This window comes from Streptococcus mitis (assembly GCF_946190155.1).
Taxonomy (GTDB): Bacteria; Bacillota; Bacilli; order Lactobacillales; family Streptococcaceae; genus Streptococcus; species Streptococcus mitis_CL.
Window position 1 is genome coordinate 312,002 of sequence record NZ_CAMHZL010000001.1, and the last position, 14,826, is coordinate 326,827.

Genomic DNA, 14,826 nt, shown 5'->3' on the forward strand with positions numbered 1-14,826 from the left:
CACCACTTTCTATTTCAAATTTTCTTTAACAACTTTAAGTTGTTGTTTAATACTCACATCAATTGTCTTGTGATTGGCAAAAATGACAAAACCACCAATAAGACTTTCATCGATTTGTTCTTTTACACTCCTCACTTTAAGAGACATTTTCTTCTCAATCAAAGGGAGCAAGCGACTCTTTTGATCATCAGTTAGAGGATGAGCAGAAGTAATCGTCACTTCAAATCGATTTGTTTCTTTTTCAAGTCGGTTCAAGCAATCTACAAGAATATCATAAAAAAGATTTGCTCTGTGATTGTAGATAAGAACCTGGATAAAGTTTTGCAATAAAGGTGACACTGAGTCTTGGAAGAACGCAATCGTTTTTTCCTTGTCAGACTCGTCTACTGCCACTTTTTTTAAAAAAGAAGGTAAACCTGTTTCTTCAGCAACTTGCTTGATTTGAGCTAAGTCTGAAAAGATACGGTCTTCTTCTCCTTTTTCTAAAACCAATTGGACAAAAGGCATGCTGTATTTTTCAATTACCTTTACTGTTTTCTTGTCCATTAAGCTTCTCCTAACTGATCGATATACTGATCAATGAGTTCTTTATGGGCATGACCGTCAAGGTTTTGTGAGATGATTTTACCAGCCAAGCTGATTGTCAAATCTGCTACCTCACCCTTAACGCTTTGTAAAGCTTCAGCTTTATTTTGAGCAATTTCTTGGTTCGCTTTTTCTTTCAAGCGTCCTGCTTCTAGCTTAGCATCTGCTAAAATACTAGCTTTACTTTTCTCAGCTGTTTCTTTCGCATTCTCAATGATTGTCTTAGCTTCTTTACGGCTACCAGCCAATTCATCTTCGCGTTTCTGAGCCAATACTTCTGCTTTTTGACGTGCTTGTTCAGCTCCGTCAATATCTGCTGCAATTTTTTCTGCTCTTTGTTCGAAAATGCTAGCCAAATTTGACCAAGCGTATTTCTTAACCAAGACTAGCAAGAGAATAAAGGAACCAGCGATTAGTATAAAATCACCAAGTAATTCACCTACTGTTACATTCATAAACTACTCCTTTCTATTCTTCATCATTAATTTTATTTCCTAGGTACATTGAAGATAACAATGTAAATACATATGCTTGTACACAAGAAATAAAAACAGAAAATGCAGTCCAGATTAGATTTGTTCCAAAAGCAATAGGATACCAATAGAAGGCCTGATGAGAAAGTAGGACTAACATACTTGCCATCACTTCCCCTGCAAAGATATTACCAAAGACCCGCAATGCAAGTGAAAGGAGATTGGTAACTTCTTCTAAGAGATTCATTGGTGTCATAAAACCTGGTGTTACAAATGCTTTTAAATACTTTTTGATTCCACGACGACGAATTCCTTCTACGTGGGTCATTAAGATAATTGTAAAAGACAAGACCAAGTCAAATGACAAATTTGCTGTTGGTGAGGTCCAAAGATTTACACCATCTGTAGTCTGAATTCTAGCCATTAAGCCAATATTATTTGCAATGGCCATAAATAGGAATAAACAGAAATAAAAGAGAGAATAATCCTTTATCATTGGACCAAGGTTTGATTTTGTAAATCCAACAACAAAATCAAATAAATACTCTAATACATTTTGTTTTCCTGTGGGTCTCAAAGTCATATTTCGAGTTGCCCAATAAATAAAGCCAAAAATAAGTGCTACAGTCAACAAAGTCAAAACTACTATGGTTAAATTAAAGGTAACAGGACCAATATTGATGGTTGGATTAATACTTTCTTCCATCTAAAATCCTCCCTTTTTCAATTTATACTTCTTTTATTTGATGATAAATGAAAAGACAAGAGTAACGAAGAAAGTACCTTCAATAAAGGCAACCCCTAGGATCATCAAACTACGTAGTTCTGAGATGATATCTGGTTGGCGAGCAACTGATTTCAACAAACCATTCATCAACATACCCTCACCAAGAGATACACCCATACAGGCAAGACATAGACCGAAAAATGTTAAATTCATGACGAATTCTCCTTTTAATTAAAATTTACTTACTTAGTTTAGTCCTAAAAATTGGATTTGTCAACTTTTTACTTACGTTGAAAGCGTTTAATGAAAATTATTTACAATTTTACTATTTTTAAGTCTATTATATAGAAAACTTTGGAAAAAACTTGTAATAAATTCGTCCATTATCTAGTTCTTTCTGAAAAATAATGAAAAAATCCGAGATGGAATCTCGGATGGAAATTAATATATTTTCTTTAACCTAAGGTTCTTTGGTAAGTAGGATTGAAGGGAAAGCAACTAGAAAACTTTCGTCTCCTACATGTTTATTAAGCACGCACTGTAACGCTGGTGCCATCTTCTTTATAAAGATTGATGAGTCCTTCTTTGAGAGCTCGAACCATGTCTCCAGCTTGAACAGGTTGTGGAACCTTAATAGTCAATAGTTCCATTGGATTTGGAGCGCGATCGATCTTATTTCCTTTAGCATCATGCAGATCTTCGATATATGTTTCAAAATGACGGAAACCTGGACCATAAAACTCAACTTGGTCCCCTTCGTTAATGACGTTCCGTTGGCGAATGGTTGCTGTTTGTGTCGCATCATCATAAGCAACCACTTCAGCGACAAACTTATACTCAGGAATTTTACGACGAGCACCAAATAACTGCTCATTTTCAGACGGCGTACCATAGTAGAAACCTGTTGCTAATTCACGTTGGGCAACCTTCCACATCTCATCAATCAAGTCTTGCTTGATAGCTTCAAACTTCTCTGGACTCTCTAGATAAGCATCAACAGCCGCCTTATAACAGTTAGTTACTGTCGAAACATAGTGAATAGACTTCATGCGTCCTTCGATTTTTAGACTGTCCACACCATTTTCAATCATATCCGGGATATGGTCAATCATTGACATATCAACGGCTGACATTGAAAATTCTTCAGGAATTTCACCTTTAAGACTCTTACGTTCCTTCCCAAATGGCATATCGTAAAGGTCGTATTTCCAACGGCATGACTGAGAGCATCCACCACGGTTAGCATCACGCATACTCATGTGGTTTGAAAGAGTACAACGACCAGAGTATGAAATACACATGGCTCCATGAACAAAGGCTTCAATCTCAACATCTGTACGTTTGCGGATTTCAGCTAATTCTTCCATTGAAACCTCACGCGCCAAAACGACACGAGTTAAACCTAGTTCTTTCCAGAACTCAAGGGTTTCATAGTTAGTAGCACTTGCCTGGGTAGAGAGGTGGATTTCAAGACCAGGCGCTTCAGTCGCTGCAATCATGATCAAGGCTGGGTCAGATACGATAACTGCTGCAATCCCGATATCACGCAGTTTACGGAACCACTCACCAGCACCAGCTTCATTTCCTTCGTGCATAACCATATTGGCAGCTACATAGACTTTGGCACCGTACTTGGCAGCAAACTGGACACCTTCTTCCATCTGTTCGAAAGTAAAGTTTCCGGCACGGCTACGAAGACCATAGGCCTGACCACCGATAAAGACAGCATCTGCTCCATATTGAACAGCTACTTTTAGCTTCTCTAAAGTCCCTGCAGGTGATAAAACCTCAGGACGTTTTAATGTTTTTGTCATGTTTTCTCCTATTTGCAATATAAAAGTTTGACGTTTTTCCTTCTCATTTTATAGTAAATAAGTGATAAAATCAAGCCTAGACAGATTGTTTTGACAATTCTAATCTTTTAAGAAAGCAAAAAACTAGCCTTTCTAGACTAGTTATTCTCAAGATAAAATTCAAAACGTTCGCCTACATACTGGCTTTTCACGTATTCAAAAGCAGTACCATCTTCTAGGTAAGAAATCTGAGTCAGACCAAGAATAGCATGTCCTTTTTCAACTTCCAAATAGTGGGCAATTTTTTCCTTAGCAAGGCGAGCATAGATAGTCTGCTGTGATTTGCCAATACGGTAGCCATGTTTTTGCAAGGTCTGGAAGAAATGACTAGTGATTTCTTCTTTTTTAAAGTCCTTAATGAATTTTTCAGGAATAGAAGCAACTTCATAAACTAGAGGAACTTGGTCGGCATAGCGGACCCGTTCCATTCGGATAATATTCTCCGTTGGAGAAATTCCTAACTTTGCAACTTCCTGCTCATTGGGAATGGTTTTTCTGTAGGAAATGAGCTGGCTTGAAGGGACTTTTCCTTGGGACTTAACAATTTCAGTAAAACTTGTTGTTCCTCGCATCTTTTCTTGTACCCGAGTACTAGAAACAAAGGTGCCACTTCCTACGCGGCGCTCTAAGACGCCTTCTTCGACTAATAGAGATACGGCTTGGCGGAGGGTCATGCGACTGACCGCAAACTGCTCTGCTAAGTCTCGTTCACTAGGAAGTCTCTCACCAATTGCCCAACGGTGTTCGTCAATATCCTTTTTAATCTGATCATGGATTTTCATATAAGCGGGTAGCATATTTTTCACTTCATTTCTATCTTTTCTCTATTGTACCCCAATAAACTAGAAAAAGTCAAACTTCGCCTTGTTTAGTTGGTAATTCGCCCTTATTTGTGATAGAATATTGAAAAAAGATATTTCTTTTGAGAAAGGAAAAAGATGAGCAACATTTCAACTGATTTGCAAGATGTAGAAAAAATCATCGTATTGGACTATGGTAGCCAATACAACCAGCTGATTTCACGCCGTATCCGTGAGATTGGTGTTTTTTCAGAACTAAAAAGCCATAAAATTTCAGCTGCTGAAGTTCGTGAAATCAATCCTGTAGGAATTATCCTATCAGGTGGTCCAAACTCTGTATACGAAGATGGTTCATTTGATATTGACCCAGAAATCTTCGAACTTGGAATTCCAATTTTGGGAATCTGTTACGGCATGCAGTTGTTGACACATAAACTTGGAGGAAAAGTTGTTCCTGCAGGTGATGCTGGAAATCGTGAATACGGTCAATCAACTCTAACTCATACACCATCAGCTCTTTTTGAATCAACACCTGATGAACAGACTGTTTTGATGAGTCATGGTGACGCAGTTACTGAGATTCCTGCTGATTTTGTTCGTACTGGAACTTCAGCTGACTGTCCATATGCAGCCATTGAAAACCCAGATAAACACATTTACGGTATCCAATTCCACCCAGAAGTTCGTCATTCTGTATACGGAAATGATATCCTTCGTAACTTTGCCCTTAACATCTGTAAGGCTAAAGGTGATTGGTCAATGGATAACTTCATCGATATGCAGATCCAAAAAATCCGTGAGACTGTCGGTGATAAACGTGTCCTTCTTGGTCTATCCGGTGGGGTTGATTCATCTGTAGTTGGGGTTCTTCTCCAAAAGGCTATTGGTGATCAATTGATCTGTATCTTCGTGGACCACGGTCTTCTTCGTAAAGGAGAAGCGGACCAAGTTATGGACATGCTTGGTGGTAAGTTTGGTTTGAATATCGTCAAAGCAGACGCTGCTAAACGTTTCCTTGACAAACTTGCTGGCGTTTCTGACCCAGAACAAAAACGTAAAATTATCGGTAATGAGTTTGTCTATGTATTCGATGACGAAGCAAGCAAGCTCAAAGATGTGAAATTCCTTGCTCAGGGGACACTTTACACTGACGTGATTGAGTCTGGTACAGATACAGCTCAAACTATCAAGTCTCACCACAACGTTGGTGGCCTTCCAGAAGACATGCAGTTTGAACTGATCGAGCCACTCAACACTCTTTACAAGGACGAAGTTCGTGCCCTTGGTACAGAGCTTGGTATGCCAGACCACATCGTATGGCGCCAACCATTCCCAGGACCAGGACTTGCTATCCGTGTCATGGGTGAAATCACTGAAGAGAAACTAGAAACCGTTCGTGAGTCAGACGCTATTCTTCGTGAAGAAATTGCTAAAGCAGGTCTTGACCGTGATATCTGGCAATACTTCACTGTTAATACAGGCGTTCGTTCAGTTGGTGTTATGGGTGACGGTCGTACATATGACTACACGATTGCAATCCGTGCCATCACCTCTATCGATGGTATGACTGCTGACTTTGCCAAAATTCCTTGGGAAGTTCTTCAAAAGATTTCTGTGCGTATCGTAAATGAAGTGGATCATGTTAACCGTATCGTCTACGATATTACAAGTAAACCACCTGCAACAGTTGAGTGGGAGTAGAGTAATTCATTCAAAAAAACGCTTGGAATCAATGATTTCAGCGTTTTTATTTTCCTATTAGCACCAATTTAGCACCAAAAACTATTTTTCAATGTCTAAATCTAAAATCTTTTTAACATTTTTGGTACTCTCTACATACTTACCCTTCTTTGATTCTCTAACAATTCTGTCATAATCACTATCATTTTCATCTAATTCATAAACACGATATAAATCATTTTTAAATTCAAACTCACTAATCAAATCTTGTTTTCTCATTATGATACCCCCCTAATATAAATTATACATTAAAAAATACTTACATCAACTAATTTGATAAATTTCAAATGTGATATAATAAGAAAAAATAGAAAAGGGAATAAAATGCTTAAAGAATTCGGTATGACTACTTTGGAAATTTCAAAATCTGATTCAAATAAAGAACAGAATATCCCAGTTCTAAAAATGTATGATGATAAAGAATTAATTGGGACTTTTAATATTCTTACAAATGAAGTTATAGAAAATATAGATTTAGCAGATTATGATATTCGTTTTGCACAGAAACAAATTGAATTAAATCGAGATAATTATCTTGAAACATGGAAAGAGATAAAAAAATACGGTAAACACTAATAGTTTACCGTAGGAATCCAAAGTTTAATCGGACAGACTTCGCTAGTCAGACAAAACTTTAGATTGAATTTTTTTAGTATGCTGATTGCCATTAAATTTACTTTTTCTGATATTATTATCACTCACCACTACTTTCCCAGTCATCCTAGTAGCTACTTCTTTCATAGCATTTGGTCTTAAATGAGAGTACGTTCCAAGTGTTGTCTTAATATCAGCATGGCCTAGACGATTTTGCATTTCTAAATCATTCATTCCTAGAGAGAGCATAAAGCTGGCATGAGAGTGCCTTAAATCGTGAATTCTTATTGATTTTATCTTTGCGTAATCACTATGAGATTTTAGAACACGTTTAAGAGTTGATTTTACCAACGGACTATCCGCTATGGAAAATACAAATTTACATTCTCCTATCTGAGATTGTGCTTTCTTCCAATATTTCAAATGTTCTAATGTATCGTCATCAAGATACAAAAGCCTTACACCTGATATAGATTTTGTATCGGTAAGATACCACTCTTTTTGGCTTTTATAATACATTGAACAGTCTATTAAAACAGTACCTTTTTCAAAATCTATTTTCGACCATTCAATAGCTTGTAATTCACTTGTTCTAACTCCAGTCATAAAGAAAAACCAAAATGTAGTAAAATACAATAATTCATAAATATTAGATTTATCAAATGTACTAATAAATAGCTGAAATTCTTCCACCGTCCAAAAATCAACTTTAGGACGGTCTTTTTTTACGTTTCCTACCGTTTTAGCAACATTATTTGACAACATACCTAGTTTAACTGCTAAATCAAAGACTTGTTGTAAAATTTGATGAACAGAACGAATATAATTATTAGATAATCCCTCTATAAACATTGAATTTTGCCACTGCTTTACATGAGGAGGTAAGATATCTGATAACTTCATATTCTCAAAATATGAAAGTCTTTTAAACTTAGATTGTGACATATCAAAAGTTCTTTTTCTAACCTGACTTTTATAATCTGGTATAAAATAATCATCTAGAAACTTTTTAAAGGTCATTGTACTATTAGTAGATATTGCCCCTTTTCCAAAATCTGCTTGAATCTGTAATTGCCACAGTTGAGCCTCTCTTTGAGTTTTAAAGCCAGTCTTAAACTTACGTATTCTTTTACCAGTCTGACTATCAAATCCTAGTGATACAGAAGCTCTATAAGTTCCATTTTGTAATGGATATATATTTGGTAACTTAGGCATTTTCTTTTACTTCCATATCTACTAGACTTGCTTCATCTATTTTTACACCTAAAATTTCTTCTACCGTCTCAAGTGGCACACGTCCTAAGCCTTTACTTTCATACCATGTTAGTCCTTGACTAGCTAATTTTGCTTTAGCCTGTTTTACTAACATCATAGCTTGCCAACTTGAAAAACCTAATTTCATTAAATCTTTTTTTACAACAAACATACTTTTTCCCCTTTCTTTATGATATAATTATTTTGGTTTTTTATTTTGATGTGTGATTGATTTTCACGCATCTTTTTTTTCGTATCATACCATTTTTCACAAGTGATAAAACATACTATGTGAGATTGAAATTTCAACCTACGTGGCTTTACGTCGATTTTATCTATAAATACTATAATACTCTTTCCTCTCGTCAATATCTTTGCCCCCAATCACTAGAGTTGTTTTTTTCAAGAGCATACTGACTAATTAAAGTCCTATCATTTTCAGTAATTTTATTACCACCATCTTCAATTAATTTTATTAAATAATCAAACGCTTTATCATCGCCATAGGCTTGCCTTTCACCCTCAAGAACTATTGCTAATGATTTACTCATTTGCCTTTCTACATAATTTCTTGCAGTCTCAAGCGTCCTTTTTTTTCGTTTGATTTCTAATCTAGTTTTCTTTTCTGTACCTAAATAATTATTCCACCACATTGAGTTAGGACGTCTCCAACGGTTTTTATCATTAGATTTATTACTCGGTACTATAAAGCGATAACTATTATTTAAAATTTCAAAGAAGATTTCTTCTAAGGCTTGTCTAGTTGCAATCAACTTTGCAACTTCATTGGCTTTCTGACCAAACAAGCGTAGTTCAGACCTTACCCAATCTTTTATATCTGAATTAATCTGTTCTAGCGCTTTGTTATATATACTCCACTGCTGACTATCTCCACCTTTTTCACCAATATTAACCGTTTCACCAACTATTTCGCCAGTTTCTAAAGTACCTTTTTCATAGTAGGTATATAACCTAGAACGAGTGACACAAAGTTTTTCTTTACAACACTGATATATTTTTTGAACATTTAAAGAATTATCATAAATATCATTAGCAATATCAATTCTTGTAAAATGAGCATTTTCTTCCAGTAATCGAATAAATAAGTCAGTCCAATTATTAACTTTTCCGTCCATATATTCTTCATATTGCCTACAACCAGAACCTCTCATTTCAATAAAGATACCCATTTTTTCAGAAATAATATCATCATCAACTAATGAAAAATACAGTTTAATATCTGCTAAAGCATAATGATAACCATATCGATTTATACCATAAGAATTTAAGACAAAATCTTTAAAATCCAATTTTAGTATCTTTTCAATCACAAACTCGACAGAAATTGTTGGATTTTCATACCTTGGCTTTACACTAGCACCAAGCCAATCATAAGTAACTGTATTATTCATCAGCAACTAACTGAAATCCCTCAGCTACCACTTTTACAGAATTGATAGCACGAACTGTATACCAAATTTTTTCTTCTCCACGTTTAGCAGATTTTTTATTTACCACTTCATTTTTCAAACGAATTTGTGGTTTATTTAGTTTTATTTTTACATTTTTTTCTTGTTCAATTTGTTTTTCAATATTGATGAAATCTCCAATAAACTCAATTTCTGTATTTTTTAACGAACTAACAGAAACATTCATTTTTTCCAATGCAGTTAAAACAGTATCGTCAAATGCTGGTACTACTATACTTGAAATGTTTTCTAAAACATGACTTTGTCCATTGACATATTCAACTTCATGATTAATTTTTGCCTTTGAAAAATCAACTCGCCATACATTAGGCAATTCAAACTGATTAATATCTAAATTGAGTTCCATTAAAGGAAATTTTTCTTCGGTAATATTATATTTTTTGTTCATTTTTAAAACCTCTATTTTTTCTAATTTTGTATAATTTTAAAATTTCACAAAGTAATCATCTTTTTTCTACATACATGAAAACGAAGTGAAAACGTTGGTGCTAAAGGGGTTAGGGCAATTTTATAGATAAAACGACCGCAACCCCTTACGAGAGTAAGCGTGAGGGCAACTTTTGTGTAGGTTGCACCCGCCTATTAGTGATGGCGGGTTTCACAAACTCAAGCATTTTCTATCCGTCAATTCCCAGTATGGAATCAGCGAATAGGTTTGAATCTATGAGTATATAATTTCTCAAAAAACTCTTGATCCTAAGATTTCTGTATATTAAGGTAGCTTGTTGCATTGCCTTGTCGGTACAACTTAGCTAACTAGTGTCCGCTGATACTCACAACCGCTCAGGCCATGCCATTTTGCGGTTGTTATCAGCTACTAGTTAGCTAATTTGTAAACCGACAAATGCAAGGCGGTCAGCTCCCAACAATATACAGAAATCTTAGGACTATATAATGAGTTTTAACCCCAAAGCTACTAATTTGAAAAAATTATATTCCACATAAAGAAAATCAACCTAGTTCGCTTTTATACCCAAAACTAGAAACTCAACGAATAGAAAATTCTTTTTAATTATTTTAATTTACTGAAGAACCCTTTGCCTTGCTTTTCTTCTAAGGCTTCAATTCGTTCTTCTAGTTTTTGTAATCTTCTAATATCGTTTTTCAAAGAAATGAACTGAAAGGCCGTATTTTTGTTACTTTCTTTCTGTTTTTCTTGAAATTTTTTTAATTCGGCTACATCTCCTTTTAGTGCTCTTTCTTCTGCACTTTTTAAGTCACCCCATATCTCAATAACTGATTCAGACATTTTCTTTGTTTCATCAATTCGCTTAGACAGTTTTATAAACTTTTCAAATTCTTCTTCAGTAAATTGATAATGGTCTTTTACGTGCTTACGTGTAACATGTATCTTGACCTTTTTAAACTTATATCCTGATAATCGTTCAATAGATATCCGCCATTTTTTAATAGCACTATATGACTTCCCAGTAGCTTCTACAATATCTTTGTATTCGTAATAATCTTTATAGGCCATCTCCTTTTCTCTTTTCTGTATATATGATATAATTTAGATAGAAAGTTTTTTATGAAGTCTTTGAGGTTTTTCTTCAAAGACTTTTTTATACAATCATAGGACATATACCTCTTTTCTTGTCAAACGTTATATAGTTTGATATAATCAGTCTTAATCAGACTATCTATTTATATTTTAGTCCCTTTTTTACTATTTGTCAAGCTTGAAATAGTTTTTTTTGGAATTTTTAGGAGGTTTTTATGAGTTATTTTTCTGCCAAGCTTAAAGAATTAAGGAAAGAAAAAGGATATACACAAGAACAGATGGCTAATATACTAGAAATAGGGCAGAGTGCATATGCTAAATGGGAAAATGATAGAACCGAGCCAAATTTTGGTTTATTGCTGAGGCTTTCAAAAATTTTAGATGTAAGTACAGATTACTTACTAGGAAATGAATCTGAGAATTCTTTAAATGAAGACCATCTACACTTATTAGAAATAAAATCAAAAGAAATAGATAGCTTGATGGAAGATTATTATAATAAAATCGAACCTAAGATATATAATATTTTAACAGAGCTTGAACATCAACAAGTTAGATGTGAAGAAATTAGTATAGTATTAAATAGACTAATATATTTTTCAAAAAGAAGATATGGTTTTGATATCCAACCTTTTATTGAAACAATGATAAATAGATGGATAAGTTTTGAAGAACAAAAAAAACTCTTACTAGAATTAGTAAGAGAGGGAAAATATTAGCACCAATTTAGCACCAAACGATTCAAATCACTCTATTTTAGACTGAATTATTGTACTATCAATCACTATTAAATCAACAATACTAAATAGTCAATATCTGACTTTTAGTGAGTGGGAGTAGTTGTAGGAGAGCTAGAAATCCTCTTATACCAAGGGTTTCTGGCTCTTCTTATCTTTTTACTGCACTTTTATTGCACTTTTTTCATTTCTTTGTTTCGCAAGTAGTCTACAGTAAATTGATTCTTTGGTGAAGTATCATAATTTTGTTTTGCTTCTTTAAAGGAAATGGCTCCATTTAATTTGTTAGCTACCTCGAAATTACTGTTAGGATAAAGATGTCCATACGTTCCTAAAGTCGTCTCAATATCTTCGTGTCCTAGACGATCTTTAATGATAAGTGGATTTTCTCCCATACTGATTAACAAGGAAGCATGAGAATGCCGTAACCCATGGATTCTGATTCGATGGATACCAGCCAGCTTAGCATAGCGTTCAATAGCATATGATAGTGTATGTTTTTGGGTAGGAATACCGTTATAGCTCATTACAAAGTCTGTCTGAATTAGATTTTGTTGTACTTCCTTCCATTCGGATAAATAAGTTAATGTGCATTTATCTAATACAATATGACGAACGCTCGCCTTTGTTTTTGGTTCAACAAATCTATAATTCGATTGATTCTTGTAATAGAGTGTTTTGTTGATGGTTAGTACTCCTGAGTCAAAATCAATATCTTCCCATTGAATGGCAGTAGCTTCACCAATTCGCATTCCAGTCATAAATAAAAACCACAGAGAGATAAATAAAAAGTGTTGATAGTAATCTTCTTTGTAAATTAGAGAGATTACTTTTTCAAATTCTTCTTTTGTCCAAAATTCAATTTTAGACTTTTGCTTTTTCACATTGCCAATAATCTTAGATGGATTTGTGGTGGTTATCCCAAGGACAATTGCTCGATCCATAGCAACTGAAAATAGTCCTTGAACAGCTCTTACATAAGAAGACTTACACTTCTTTGATAATTTTAGTTGCCAATTTTGCACATCAATAGGCTCAATATCGGAAACAGCCATTTTATCAAAATAAGAGAAATGCTTCTTAATAGTTGGTAAGCGATTTTCATATGTTCTGAGCTTTACCTGTGTCTTATACCATGGAAGGAAAATTTCAAAGATATAATGTTTAAACGTCATTTTATCCTTATTCTCACTTAATTCTTCTGGTTTCATCAATAGCAGTTTCGAATATTCTTCTCTTGCTTCTTTTTTAGTAGTGAATCCACTACGATATTTTTGAATTTTTTTCCCTTTAGAATCATAACCTAGATTTGCACGAAAATAATAGGTTCCATTCTTTGCTTTTTTTATTGGGTCTTTAACCATAGTTTTTACTCCTTACTGTGCAAAAACTACTCAGACCTGTTTTCATTTGAAAACCGAATTCCTAGAATTTCTTCAACAGCTTCACGAGGGACTCTATCTAGCTTTCGAGATTGATAGTAGATATGCCCTTTTGTAATCATCAATTCTTTTGCTTTTTTTATGATGTCTGCTGAAAAAGAAGTTCCATATCCTAGCTCAACTAAATCCTTTTTTGTGACCGTTATCATTATTACTCCTTTCCCAATTATAGGCTAGGAAAACTCCAATATTCACCTATAATTATATCAAATAGTTTTATAATAATACACTGACAAGAGAAGAATATCTTAGCAATCGAACAGCTCTAGCAAAGCTCACAGGAATTTCACTTCTGCATGGTTCTCATGTAGCCGTACCCATTGCCTGTGACGCTTCTAACGCTCGGACTATGGCTATACGGGAGTATCATTATCACGATAAGAAAGTCATGGCAGCAATCCTGCTAAAGATTACTTTCGAATTACTAACATGAATCGCTCACTAATTTTGTAGGTCATGGCGTGTTAGTTCATCAGCTCTTTTCTTACCGAAACGTATTCGATTGCCTTTATTTGGTTGTCAAAGAACGTTTGGCTTGTTAGCCTATCAAAACCTACTGAACACACAATATGCTTTGATGGAATAACAAACCTCCCAAATCGGGAAGCGTGGATACGATTCGACACGCTTCCACGAAAAAATGGGACTATTTAATTTCGAACGATAAAATCTTAGAGATGAGTTTCGTTTCCATTCTGCCACGTAGGGTTTCATCAATAACCATATGAGAATTTCCATATTCGTCTGTCATGCGACGTAATGAACGTTTTGAGGTATACCCTCGATAATGTTTAACAATCTGATTAATTGCTTCCACGTCGCCATCTGTCGCCTTTACAATGAGGGGGAAGGGGACCCTTGGATAGGCTGTTTTCATTCTTTACACTCCTTCATGAATTCTTTAATCATGGCTAGTCCACTTATTCGATGACGATAAACAGTCGAACGATTCAAATTTAGTAACTCCGCAATCTCCACATCACTCATATCCATAAAGTAATGAAGTAAAATAATGTTCCGTTTTTTCTCTGAAAGATGACGCAGGGCTTCACTTAATAAATCACTTTCAACATTGATTCTTAATCCAAATAATTTAAATAGTTGGAAATCAGTGACGTACGTATCAACAGTAGAAAAAGAGTTGACAAGGTAGTTATCTATATCAGAAAACGAGACTTCTTTTGCTGATAGTCTGTCTAGATGTTTGAAGTAATCTTTTCGTTCATCTTCAATAACTTGTTTGCAGATATAGTCAAACTGATTTTCTATGGTTTCTTGAAAAGAAGATGGTTTCATGCTTTTCACCCCCTTTCTGTCGTGAAAGGGAGTGGCATGTGCTTCTTTATCTCCCTTCATACTAAGCCCCGACACGAAAGGGGGATTTGTTGCATAAATGAAGAGAAATCCTAAAAGATATTTATTAAGTGACCAAAAAAGCACATAAACAGATTGTTTTCTCTGTTCATATGCTTTGATTTTTCTATCTATGTAATCTGCAAAACCACATTGATGGTCATATCTATCCAGTACAGGTGGATAAGTTTTTTTGATAAGAACTTAATTAAGAGAACTAGATGACAGATTATCTTTCTCATGGCGACTTTTCCCTCCATTAAGTCGCCAATTTTAT

Annotated in this window: 19 protein-coding genes; 3 read left to right on the forward strand and 16 right to left on the reverse strand. The window is 34.7% G+C overall.

The genetic code is table 11. The features are described from left to right. Positions 1-9: 9 nt before the first annotated feature. The 6 genes from N8O80_RS01455 to N8O80_RS01480 form a co-directional block, all read right to left on the reverse strand. A complete protein-coding gene (locus tag N8O80_RS01455) occupies positions 10-546 on the reverse strand; it encodes a F0F1 ATP synthase subunit delta (protein ID WP_061590102.1) in 537 nt (178 codons plus the stop codon). Next, on the reverse strand, positions 546-1,040 hold the full coding sequence (atpF, locus tag N8O80_RS01460) for a F0F1 ATP synthase subunit B (RefSeq protein ID WP_020902744.1): 495 nt from the start codon (positions 1,038-1,040) through the stop codon (positions 546-548). Before atpF ends, N8O80_RS01455 begins: the two co-directional genes overlap by 1 nt. Positions 1,041-1,053: 13 nt before the next feature. Next, positions 1,054-1,764 (reverse strand): F0F1 ATP synthase subunit A, encoded by a 711-nt coding sequence (atpB, locus tag N8O80_RS01465; protein WP_000392870.1) that lies wholly within the window; start codon positions 1,762-1,764, stop codon positions 1,054-1,056. A 33-nt stretch (positions 1,765-1,797) separates the two neighbouring features. Continuing rightward, on the reverse strand, positions 1,798-1,998 hold the full coding sequence (locus tag N8O80_RS01470; RefSeq protein WP_001054560.1) for a F0F1 ATP synthase subunit C: 201 nt from the start codon (positions 1,996-1,998) through the stop codon (positions 1,798-1,800). 314 nt (positions 1,999-2,312) lie between these two features. After that, a complete protein-coding gene (locus N8O80_RS01475) occupies positions 2,313-3,599 on the reverse strand; it encodes a peptidase U32 family protein (protein ID WP_000169063.1) in 1,287 nt (428 codons plus the stop codon). 137 nt (positions 3,600-3,736) lie between these two features. Next, positions 3,737-4,435 (reverse strand): GntR family transcriptional regulator, encoded by a 699-nt coding sequence (locus N8O80_RS01480; RefSeq protein ID WP_042751018.1) that lies wholly within the window; start codon positions 4,433-4,435, stop codon positions 3,737-3,739. 141 nt (positions 4,436-4,576) lie between these two features. Between N8O80_RS01480 and guaA the strand changes: the two genes are divergently transcribed. Next, positions 4,577-6,139, forward strand: a complete 1,563-nt coding sequence (guaA, locus tag N8O80_RS01485) for a glutamine-hydrolyzing GMP synthase (RefSeq protein WP_000065712.1) — start codon at positions 4,577-4,579, stop codon at positions 6,137-6,139. An 81-nt stretch (positions 6,140-6,220) separates the two neighbouring features. On the opposite strand, the gene N8O80_RS01490 is transcribed toward guaA, so the two are convergent. After that, positions 6,221-6,397 (reverse strand): hypothetical protein, encoded by a 177-nt coding sequence (locus N8O80_RS01490; protein WP_167745184.1) that lies wholly within the window; start codon positions 6,395-6,397, stop codon positions 6,221-6,223. A gap of 105 nt (positions 6,398-6,502) precedes the next feature. Here N8O80_RS01490 and N8O80_RS01495 point away from each other — a divergent pair, with 105 nt between their 5' ends. Further along, positions 6,503-6,754 carry a hypothetical protein gene (locus N8O80_RS01495; RefSeq protein ID WP_261026526.1) on the forward strand — a complete coding sequence of 84 codons (252 nt, stop codon included), beginning with the start codon at positions 6,503-6,505 and terminating at the stop codon, positions 6,752-6,754. Positions 6,755-6,796: 42 nt separating this feature from the next. On the opposite strand, the gene N8O80_RS01500 is transcribed toward N8O80_RS01495, so the two are convergent. The 5 genes from N8O80_RS01500 to N8O80_RS01520 form a co-directional block, all read right to left on the reverse strand. After that, positions 6,797-7,987 carry a site-specific integrase gene (locus N8O80_RS01500; RefSeq protein ID WP_261026528.1) on the reverse strand — a complete coding sequence of 397 codons (1,191 nt, stop codon included), beginning with the start codon at positions 7,985-7,987 and terminating at the stop codon, positions 6,797-6,799. Further along, entirely contained in the window at positions 7,980-8,198 is a 219-nt protein-coding gene (locus N8O80_RS01505; RefSeq protein WP_049519936.1) for a DUF3173 family protein, read from the reverse strand. Before N8O80_RS01505 ends, N8O80_RS01500 begins: the two co-directional genes overlap by 8 nt. 193 nt (positions 8,199-8,391) lie before the next feature. After that, positions 8,392-9,438 (reverse strand): replication initiation factor domain-containing protein, encoded by a 1,047-nt coding sequence (locus N8O80_RS01510; RefSeq protein WP_261026531.1) that lies wholly within the window; start codon positions 9,436-9,438, stop codon positions 8,392-8,394. Continuing rightward, a complete protein-coding gene (locus N8O80_RS01515) occupies positions 9,431-9,904 on the reverse strand; it encodes a hypothetical protein (protein WP_261026534.1) in 474 nt (157 codons plus the stop codon). The genes N8O80_RS01510 and N8O80_RS01515 overlap by 8 nt, the downstream gene beginning before the upstream one ends. A gap of 624 nt (positions 9,905-10,528) precedes the next feature. Then, complete coding sequence (locus N8O80_RS01520) at positions 10,529-10,993, reverse strand: hypothetical protein (RefSeq protein WP_261026537.1); 465 nt, start codon at positions 10,991-10,993, stop codon at positions 10,529-10,531. Positions 10,994-11,232: 239 nt separating this feature from the next. Between N8O80_RS01520 and N8O80_RS01525 the strand changes: the two genes are divergently transcribed. Continuing rightward, positions 11,233-11,736, forward strand: a complete 504-nt coding sequence (locus tag N8O80_RS01525) for a helix-turn-helix domain-containing protein (protein WP_261026540.1) — start codon at positions 11,233-11,235, stop codon at positions 11,734-11,736. A gap of 188 nt (positions 11,737-11,924) precedes the next feature. Here the strand turns inward: N8O80_RS01525 and N8O80_RS01530 are convergent, their stop codons facing one another. From N8O80_RS01530 to N8O80_RS01545, 4 genes are all read right to left on the reverse strand, one after another. Next, entirely contained in the window at positions 11,925-13,118 is a 1,194-nt protein-coding gene (locus tag N8O80_RS01530) for a site-specific integrase (protein WP_000237797.1), read from the reverse strand. A 26-nt stretch (positions 13,119-13,144) separates the two neighbouring features. Further along, positions 13,145-13,345: a DUF3173 family protein gene (locus N8O80_RS01535; RefSeq protein WP_000633907.1), complete on the reverse strand. Its 201-nt coding sequence runs from the start codon at positions 13,343-13,345 to the stop codon at positions 13,145-13,147. Positions 13,346-13,842: 497 nt separating this feature from the next. Continuing rightward, positions 13,843-14,073, reverse strand: a complete 231-nt coding sequence (locus N8O80_RS01540) for a helix-turn-helix domain-containing protein (RefSeq protein WP_000845143.1) — start codon at positions 14,071-14,073, stop codon at positions 13,843-13,845. Beyond that, on the reverse strand, positions 14,070-14,492 hold the full coding sequence (locus N8O80_RS01545) for an RNA polymerase sigma factor (RefSeq protein ID WP_000804879.1): 423 nt from the start codon (positions 14,490-14,492) through the stop codon (positions 14,070-14,072). Before N8O80_RS01545 ends, N8O80_RS01540 begins: the two co-directional genes overlap by 4 nt. Between the last annotated feature and the right edge of the window lie 334 nt (positions 14,493-14,826).

Excerpts from the sequence above, each read along its gene's own strand:
- N8O80_RS01455 (WP_061590102.1), bottom strand. The coding sequence starts at position 546 with ATGGACAAGAAAACAGTAAAGGTAATTGAAAAATACAGCATGCCTTTT.
- atpF (WP_020902744.1), bottom strand. The coding sequence starts at position 1,040 with ATGAATGTAACAGTAGGTGAATTACTTGGTGATTTTATACTAATCGCT.
- atpB (WP_000392870.1), bottom strand. The coding sequence starts at position 1,764 with ATGGAAGAAAGTATTAATCCAACCATCAATATTGGTCCTGTTACCTTT.
- N8O80_RS01470 (WP_001054560.1), bottom strand. The coding sequence starts at position 1,998 with ATGAATTTAACATTTTTCGGTCTATGTCTTGCCTGTATGGGTGTATCT.
- N8O80_RS01475 (WP_000169063.1), bottom strand. The coding sequence starts at position 3,599 with ATGACAAAAACATTAAAACGTCCTGAGGTTTTATCACCTGCAGGGACT.
- N8O80_RS01480 (WP_042751018.1), bottom strand. The coding sequence starts at position 4,435 with ATGCTACCCGCTTATATGAAAATCCATGATCAGATTAAAAAGGATATT.
- guaA (WP_000065712.1), top strand. The coding sequence starts at position 4,577 with ATGAGCAACATTTCAACTGATTTGCAAGATGTAGAAAAAATCATCGTA.
- N8O80_RS01490 (WP_167745184.1), bottom strand. The coding sequence starts at position 6,397 with ATGAGAAAACAAGATTTGATTAGTGAGTTTGAATTTAAAAATGATTTA.
- N8O80_RS01495 (WP_261026526.1), top strand. The coding sequence starts at position 6,503 with ATGCTTAAAGAATTCGGTATGACTACTTTGGAAATTTCAAAATCTGAT.
- N8O80_RS01500 (WP_261026528.1), bottom strand. The coding sequence starts at position 7,987 with ATGCCTAAGTTACCAAATATATATCCATTACAAAATGGAACTTATAGA.
- N8O80_RS01505 (WP_049519936.1), bottom strand. The coding sequence starts at position 8,198 with ATGTTTGTTGTAAAAAAAGATTTAATGAAATTAGGTTTTTCAAGTTGG.
- N8O80_RS01510 (WP_261026531.1), bottom strand. The coding sequence starts at position 9,438 with ATGAATAATACAGTTACTTATGATTGGCTTGGTGCTAGTGTAAAGCCA.
- N8O80_RS01515 (WP_261026534.1), bottom strand. The coding sequence starts at position 9,904 with ATGAACAAAAAATATAATATTACCGAAGAAAAATTTCCTTTAATGGAA.
- N8O80_RS01520 (WP_261026537.1), bottom strand. The coding sequence starts at position 10,993 with ATGGCCTATAAAGATTATTACGAATACAAAGATATTGTAGAAGCTACT.
- N8O80_RS01525 (WP_261026540.1), top strand. The coding sequence starts at position 11,233 with ATGAGTTATTTTTCTGCCAAGCTTAAAGAATTAAGGAAAGAAAAAGGA.
- N8O80_RS01530 (WP_000237797.1), bottom strand. The coding sequence starts at position 13,118 with ATGGTTAAAGACCCAATAAAAAAAGCAAAGAATGGAACCTATTATTTT.
- N8O80_RS01535 (WP_000633907.1), bottom strand. The coding sequence starts at position 13,345 with ATGATAACGGTCACAAAAAAGGATTTAGTTGAGCTAGGATATGGAACT.
- N8O80_RS01540 (WP_000845143.1), bottom strand. The coding sequence starts at position 14,073 with ATGAAAACAGCCTATCCAAGGGTCCCCTTCCCCCTCATTGTAAAGGCG.
- N8O80_RS01545 (WP_000804879.1), bottom strand. The coding sequence starts at position 14,492 with ATGAAACCATCTTCTTTTCAAGAAACCATAGAAAATCAGTTTGACTAT.